The 7,175-nt window shown below is 43.1% G+C and carries 5 protein-coding genes; all 5 read left to right on the forward strand.

What is annotated here, in order from left to right:
- Positions 1 to 29: 29 nt before the first annotated feature.
- The 5 genes from bamA (at position 30) to ACT3TU_RS05315 (ending at position 6,956) form a co-directional block, all read left to right on the forward strand.
- A complete protein-coding gene (bamA, locus tag ACT3TU_RS05295; RefSeq protein WP_192523294.1) occupies positions 30 to 2,453 on the forward strand; it encodes an outer membrane protein assembly factor BamA in 2,424 nt (807 codons plus the stop codon).
- Positions 2,454 to 2,607: 154 nt separating this feature from the next.
- Entirely contained in the window at positions 2,608 to 3,624 is a 1,017-nt protein-coding gene (gene lpxD / locus ACT3TU_RS05300; protein WP_192523293.1) for a UDP-3-O-(3-hydroxymyristoyl)glucosamine N-acyltransferase, read from the forward strand.
- Positions 3,625 to 3,685: 61 nt separating this feature from the next.
- A complete protein-coding gene (gene fabZ / locus ACT3TU_RS05305; RefSeq protein ID WP_192523292.1) occupies positions 3,686 to 4,195 on the forward strand; it encodes a 3-hydroxyacyl-ACP dehydratase FabZ in 510 nt (169 codons plus the stop codon).
- Positions 4,196 to 4,543: 348 nt separating this feature from the next.
- Entirely contained in the window at positions 4,544 to 5,323 is a 780-nt protein-coding gene (lpxA, locus tag ACT3TU_RS05310) for an acyl-ACP--UDP-N-acetylglucosamine O-acyltransferase (protein ID WP_192523291.1), read from the forward strand.
- Positions 5,324 to 5,603: 280 nt separating this feature from the next.
- The gene (locus ACT3TU_RS05315) at positions 5,604 to 6,956 is read left to right on the forward strand and encodes a sodium-dependent transporter (protein ID WP_192523290.1); all 1,353 of its coding nucleotides are present in this window, start codon (positions 5,604 to 5,606) and stop codon (positions 6,954 to 6,956) included.
- Positions 6,957 to 7,175 lie beyond the last annotated feature (219 nt).

The following is a 7,175-nucleotide window of genomic DNA, read 5'->3' on the forward strand; positions in this document are numbered from 1 at the left end:
AAGCAGTTTTTTATTGACGGATAGTATTTATGCGTACGCCTTTATTTATGAGCGCGGCTGGGTTGCCGTTAGTTGTAGCGATGATGAGCATGCCGGTACAGGCTGCAGAATTTGTAGTCACTGACATCGGTTTCAACGGCCTGCAACGCCTAACCCCCGATAGCCTCTATCCGGTTCTGCCTGTTTCGGTAGGGGATACGGTGAATGATAGTAGTTTGGCGGCCAGTATTAAGGCGCTGTATGCGACTGAAAACTTTGCTGATATTCAAAGTCGTGTCGAAGGCGGTAAACTACGGTTTGATGTCGTCGAACGTCCAACCATTGCCGAAGTAAACTTTGAGGGCAATAAGCTCATCCCTAAAGAAGGGCTTGAGCAGGGGCTCGACAACGCTGGTTTGTCAGTTGGTGATGTGCTAAAACAAGCCACGTTACAGGGCGTAGCCAACGAGCTACAGCAGCAGTATATCAGTCAGGGCTATTACAACAGTAATATCGAAGTAGAGCAAACCGTCCTTGATGGCAATCGGGTTAAGCTTGATGTGCGCTTTATCGAAGGTAAGCCTGCCAAGGTAGTTGATATCAACATCATCGGCAACAAACACTTTAGTGATGAAGAAATTAAAGATGTCTTTGCGGTCAAAGAATCCTCATGGACACGTCTACTCTCTAAGTCTGATCGTTATGCCAAAGAAAAGCTGGCCGCCAGTTTAGAAAACCTAAAAGCACTATACCAAAATGACGGTTATGTACGTTTTGCCGTTGATAATGCGGTGCTCAATATTAGCGAAGATAAGAGCAGTGTGTTTATCGAAGTCAGTCTTAGCGAAGGCGAGCGTTATCAGTTTGGCGAAGTGAATTTTTTAGGCAAGCCGACTTTTGATGATAATGAGTTAAAAGAGCTGGTCACCTTTGCGCCTAACGAAAAGTACTCACAAGCCAAGTTAGATGAAACCACGGCAGCATTGAAGAGTCGTTATGGCAATGAAGGTTATTACTTAGCAGAGATAAGACCAGTACCGCGTATCAATGATGATACCAAAATGGTCGAGATTGACTATTTTATCGATCCTGCACGTCCTATTTATGTTCGCCGTATCAATTTTACCGGTAATATCAAAACACAAGATGAAGTACTGCGCCGCGAAATGCGTCAATTAGAAGGCGCACTGGCATCTAGCGATAAGATACAACTGTCACGTACGCGCCTGATGCGAACTGGTTTCTTTAAAGGCGTCAATGTTGATGTGAAACCAGTGCCGAACCAGCCCGACCAAGTGGACGTAAACTATACGGTTGAAGAACAGCCATCTGGTAGCTCAACGATTGCCGCTGGTTACTCACAAAGTGGCGGTGTAACGTTCCAGTTAGATCTCACGCAAAACAACTTTATGGGTACGGGTAACCGTGTCAAAGCAGCGTTATCACGTTCAGAAACGCGTGATTCTTATAGCTTGGGCTATACCGATCCGTACTTCACTGAAAATGGTGTATCGCAAGGCATTAGCGCTTATTATCGTGAAACCAAGTACGACGATAGAAACGTTAGTAACTATGTGACGGATGCTTATGGCGCTACGCTAAACTATAGTTATCCAGTTGATGAAACCAAACGCGTTAGTGCCGGTCTTAATGTTGACAAAACCTCAGTGCGCGGTGGCCGTTTCCTAGGTGTGTCAAACGTTCAACAAATTATTGATGACGGTGGGTCGTTTGAAAGTTTTGTCAATGATGAAGGTGAAGCGACTGGACGCACAGGCTTTAAAAACGACTATCAAACCTACAACCTGTTATTTGGTTGGGACTACAGTACTTTAGATCGTCCCGTATTTCCAAGCAAAGGTATGAGTCATACGGTCGATGCAACGATTGGTCTGGGTGATGCCAGCTATCAAAAACTCGTTTATCGCGGCAATATCTACTATCCTATTTATAAAGATTGGGTCGCACGCGGTTATACCAAGCTCGGTTATGGTAATGATTTACCGTTCTATGAAAACTTCTATGCCGGTGGTTATGGCTCGGTACGTGGTTATGAAGCGTCAACGCTAGGACCCAAATCTCAGACATATTATGATGCCATCAATGATGATTTGCGCTATAAAGATGAAGAAATTGGTGGTAATGCGCTCGTTAGCTTCGGTAGTGAGCTAATCTTGCCAATGCCATTCAAAGGCGATTGGGCAGACCAAGTACGTCCAGTATTATTCGCTGAAGGCGGTCAGGTATTTGATACCACGGATAAAGAAGATCGTAACTTTATCAATCCTAACGATGGCACCGATACAGGCGTGCCATTATTAACGCAAGATAATAGTATGCGTTTTAGTGCTGGTGCTGGGGTAACTTGGTATACGCCAATTGGTCCGATTTCACTGAGTTATGCCGTCCCTATTGGTGATAAAGAAGGCGATGAAACTGAAAAAGTTCAGTTCCAGATTGGTAACACCTTCTAAGTTAACAATGGCTTTTAACCTTATATAACTGTTTTTAATTAGGGATTTTTCCAGATTAAAAAAGCAGTTAGATTTTAACAGGTCGTCAAGCTGAATCCTCAGTTTGACGACCGCCTTATTCATAATAATATTCACAAAAACATTAATAGCAACTATGATAACGATTGAGCAACTTATCACTCGGATTGAGCAGCGTCAGCCTATTACTAATAAGGCTGAAATCAACGCTGAACAGTCACGTCAAAAATTTAGTAGCGTGGGTAGTCTGACCACTGCTGACAGCAAGCAGTTGAGCTTTTTGGCAGATCCACACTATGTTTCTAGTTTAGCAAACAGTCGGGCAGGGGCCGTACTGGTCACCGCAGAGTATCGTGACCAAGTGCCAGCGACAGCACTAGCGCTTGTCGTAGCAAGCCCTTACTTAGCCTACGCTAGCGCCAGTCAGCTGTTTGCTCATGAGTCACCTGCCAATGCAATCCATCCTAGTGCGGTGATTGCCGATAGTGCTGTCATCGGTGAGCAAGTGACCGTCGGCGCTTTCTGTGTGATTGGCGATAATGTGCAAATTGGCGCGCGTAGCTCACTTGATGCCCATGTAGTGATCGAAGCAAATACTAAGATCGGCCATGATTGTATTATCAAATCACAAGTGGTCATCGGGCATGATTGTATCATCGGTAATCACGTGAGACTGCATGCAGGGGTGAGTGTGGGTGCGGAAGGTTTTGGTTTTGCTCCCACCAGCAATCCTAGTGTTACAGGCTGGGAGCGTATCGCCCAGTTAGGTCGCGTCATCATCGGCGATCATGTGCGTATTGGTAGTCATACCTGTATTGATCGCGGTGCTATTGATGATACGCTGATTGGTAACCATGTTATTATTGATAATTTAGTACAAGTCGCTCATAACGTGCGTATCGGTGATGGCACAGCAATCGCTGCTCAAACGGGGATCGCTGGCAGCACTAGCATAGGTAAGCGCTGTATCATTGGCGGCGCGGTCGGTATCACCGGTCATATTGACATCACTGATGATGTTACTCTGTCTGGGATGTCTATGGTGACCAAATCCATTAAAAATTCTGGTTCGTACTCTTCTGGAACGGTTGCAATGCCAACGGCCAACTGGCGACGTGCAGCCGTACGCTTCCGTCAGCTTGGTCGTGGTTAGTGTGTCGTCATTAGTAAAGAACCAGTTTTAAAGATTTATAACACAGCAAGGAAGCGATATTATGAGCAGCATTGATATAGATATTTCGACGGATGAAGACGTTAAAAGCTTGGCCGCACAAGGTCTTACGCTGCCATTAACTTACGATACTTTAAAGCACTACTTGCCACATCGCTATCCTTTTATGTTAGTGGACAAGATTATCGGCTGTACGCCTGGTGAATGCATTACTGGTATCAAAAACGTGACTATTAATGAAGAATTTTTTAATGGTCATTTTCCTGATCAGCCTATTATGCCAGGAGTGTTGATGGTCGAGTCGATGGCGCAGGTCTCGGGCGTGCTGGGGTTTATCAGTGCAGGGTTAACGGCAGAAGATGGCTATTTGTACCTGTTTGCAGGGGTTGATAAGGTTCGTTTTAAGCGTCGAGTCATTCCGGGTGATCAACTGATTATTCGTGCCAAAACCGTGATGCAAAAGCGTGGTATTTATAAATTTGATTGTACGGTACATGTCGAAGATGAACTTGCTGCTAGTGCTCAGATTATGATTGCCCGTCAAGAGCAGTAGTCTGATAGTGTGCTAACTGTTTTTGATAAAAAGCCTGTCCAGAATATGTAAAAGCTGGAATTTTCAGAGCTTATAGTGTTTAAAGCGTCACTTTCAAACTGACGATAAGCATTATAATGATATATAAAACCCCACTCTCAACTTATTTTTCTAAGGTATTGGTTTACTTAGTTTTTAAAATTTCAGTTAAAACAATTAAAATTTTAAATTCTATAAAAATCAAAGGCCTACGATAAGTTGAGATTGGCGTATATAAAAGCAACATTGGTTTTCGTTTTGCTTATAACACTAAACTGGCAGAATTCGTTTTACCATTTATTCGCATCAGATGATACAAGGGCCCACATTATGAGTCAGATCCATCCAACGGCACTCATCTCACCGTCCGCTCAGATTGATGATACTGCCATTATTGGTCCGTACTGTATCGTCGGCGATGAGGTATCTATTGGCGCGCACACGGTTTTGCATCGGCACGTGGTCGTCACCAAGCTGACGCGAATTGGTAAACACAATCAGTTTTATCAATTCTCCAGTATCGGTGAGGATTGTCAAGATTTGAAATATGCGGGTGAGCGTACGTGGCTTGAGATTGGAGACCATAATACCATTCGCGAAGCTTGTAGCTTACACCGTGGTACGGCACAAGATGATGGATTGACCAAGATTGGTAGCCATAATCTGCTGATGGTCAATACTCATGTGGCTCATGATTGTGTGATTGGTGATCATAATGTACTGGCCAATAATGTTGGCGTCGCAGGGCATGTGACTATTGGCAATCATACCATTATCGGTGGTAATTCTGGTATTCACCAGTTTTGTACGGTTGATGATTATAGTTTGATAGGTGGCGCTAGCTTGATATTAAAGGATGTGGCCGCCTTTACGATGGTGTCTGGTAATCCTGCAACCACTCATGGCCTTAATATCGAAGGGATGCGCCGTAAGGACTGGTCAAAAGAAACTATTGACGTGTTACGTCAGGCATACCGCACAATTTTTAGATCTGGAATGACCACCACACAAGCACTTATTATATTACAAGAAGATCTGCTGTATAAAGAACCCAAAATTCAAATGCTCATTGACTCCCTACAAAACAGTAAGCGCGGCGTGGTGCGCTAAAAAATATGAGTGTATGTTCTTAAGAAGACAACACATATCGAGTACTGATAAATATAAAAAGCCATAACTTATAGTTATGGCTTTTTATATTTATCAGTACTTGACTTTTTTGGTGGCTTAGCAGAAACTGAGCGTTTACGATATTGTAAACTTTTCTTTCTTGATATTGCTGGACGCGTCACATTGATATGTCGATGAAGTAGTTAAAAATTATTAATCGCTATTTATAATAATCATGGATGATTATGAGCGATATTAAGAAAAGCATGAGGACGTTAGAATGGCTACCAATAAACAAGAACATGCACAGTGGAGCTCTAGTTTTGGCTTCATACTGGCAGCAGTAGGGTCTGCAGTTGGCTTAGGAAATATTTGGAAATTTCCTTATATGGTTGGTGAGAGCGGTGGTTCTGCTTTTGTTATTGCTTATTTATTTTGTATTGCATTGGTTGGTTTTCCGGTAGTAGTGGCTGAATGGCTAATCGGTCGCCGCGGGCAAAAAAACCCTGTCAATAGTTTTACAGACGTTGCTGTTAGTGAAGGTAAATCACCTAGCTGGGGAATTGTGGGCGCGACAGGTATTCTAGGTGGTTTTCTCATTCTATCCTTCTATAGTGTGATCGGTGGTTGGGCACTTAACTATATCACCAAAACAGGGGCTGGTAGTTTTTCTGGTCAGGATGGTGATGCGGTTGGTGCTACCTTTGATGCTATGTTGGCTTCAGCTGGTACGCTAACGATTTGGCATACGGTGTTTATGATAGTCACTGCGCTGATTGTCGGTGTTGGTGTGACTCGCGGTATCGAAACCACTGCTAAAATTTTAATGCCACTATTAGGTCTTATTTTATTCGTCATCGTTGGCTATAACGTGGTGAATGGTGGTTTTGGTGAGGCAGTGACTTATCTATTCGCTCCTGATTTGAGCAAACTAACTGGGGAGGTCATGTTAGCCGCTCTAGGTCATGCTTTCTTCACACTATCCATCGGTATGGGTATCATGGTTGCTTACGGCTCATATCTAGGCCGTGAAGTTAATCTACTAAAAACAGCGCGTACCGTTGTCATTTTAGATACGGTGATTGCACTGGCCGCTGGTTTAGCCATTTTCCCGATTATCTTTAGTAATGGTCTTGACCCTTCTTCAGGTCCAGGTCTTATTTTCGTCAGCTTACCGATTGCCTTTGGTAGTATGACGGGAGGTACCATTATTGGTACGCTGTTCTTCTTACTCATTACTTTTGCAGCAATTACGTCATCAATCTCGTTACTTGAGCCAACGGTTGAGTTCCTAGAAGAGCGTACGCCAATGAGCCGTACGGTATCGACCATCGTTGCCAGTACCGTTATTTGGCTCCTTGGTATCGCGGCATTATTATCATTTAACCTATGGTCTGACTTTACCATCATGGGTAATGGTATCTTTGATGCGTTAGATAAGGTGACCAGTAAGTTCTTATTACCATTGACTGGTCTTGCAGGTATTATCTTCTTTGCTTGGAGAATGGATCAACGTAGTATCCAACAGGAGCTTAATTTATCTGGTACTACTTGGCAGGTATGGCAAATCATTGCTAAGTTTGTCGCCCCAATAGCGATCATTGCAGTATTTATTGCAACACTAATGGGCTAATAGCTTATTGGTATAATCAGTTAAAAATGAAAGGAATACGATGATAATAATGTACTATTGCTATAATCTTTTCTTGCTTGCTGTTCGCAGGCGTGACAGAGGCTGCAAAAATTTATAGCCAATAGCACTGTATCGTTTTTAAAATGAATCTACTATAAGCGTCAATATGTAGTGAATAAAAAAAGGCCTAAGATAACTCTTAGGCCTTTTTTTATACTT

It is taken from the genome of Psychrobacter sp. AOP3-A1-26, from assembly GCF_052378235.1.
In the GTDB taxonomy this organism is placed as follows: Bacteria; Pseudomonadota; Gammaproteobacteria; order Pseudomonadales; family Moraxellaceae; genus Psychrobacter.

Coding starts and splice junctions, on each gene's coding strand:
- bamA (WP_192523294.1), top strand. CDS start 30: ATGCGTACGCCTTTATTTATGAGCGCGGCTGGGTTGCCGTTAGTTGTA.
- lpxD (WP_192523293.1), top strand. CDS start 2,608: ATGATAACGATTGAGCAACTTATCACTCGGATTGAGCAGCGTCAGCCT.
- fabZ (WP_192523292.1), top strand. CDS start 3,686: ATGAGCAGCATTGATATAGATATTTCGACGGATGAAGACGTTAAAAGC.
- lpxA (WP_192523291.1), top strand. CDS start 4,544: ATGAGTCAGATCCATCCAACGGCACTCATCTCACCGTCCGCTCAGATT.
- ACT3TU_RS05315 (WP_192523290.1), top strand. CDS start 5,604: ATGGCTACCAATAAACAAGAACATGCACAGTGGAGCTCTAGTTTTGGC.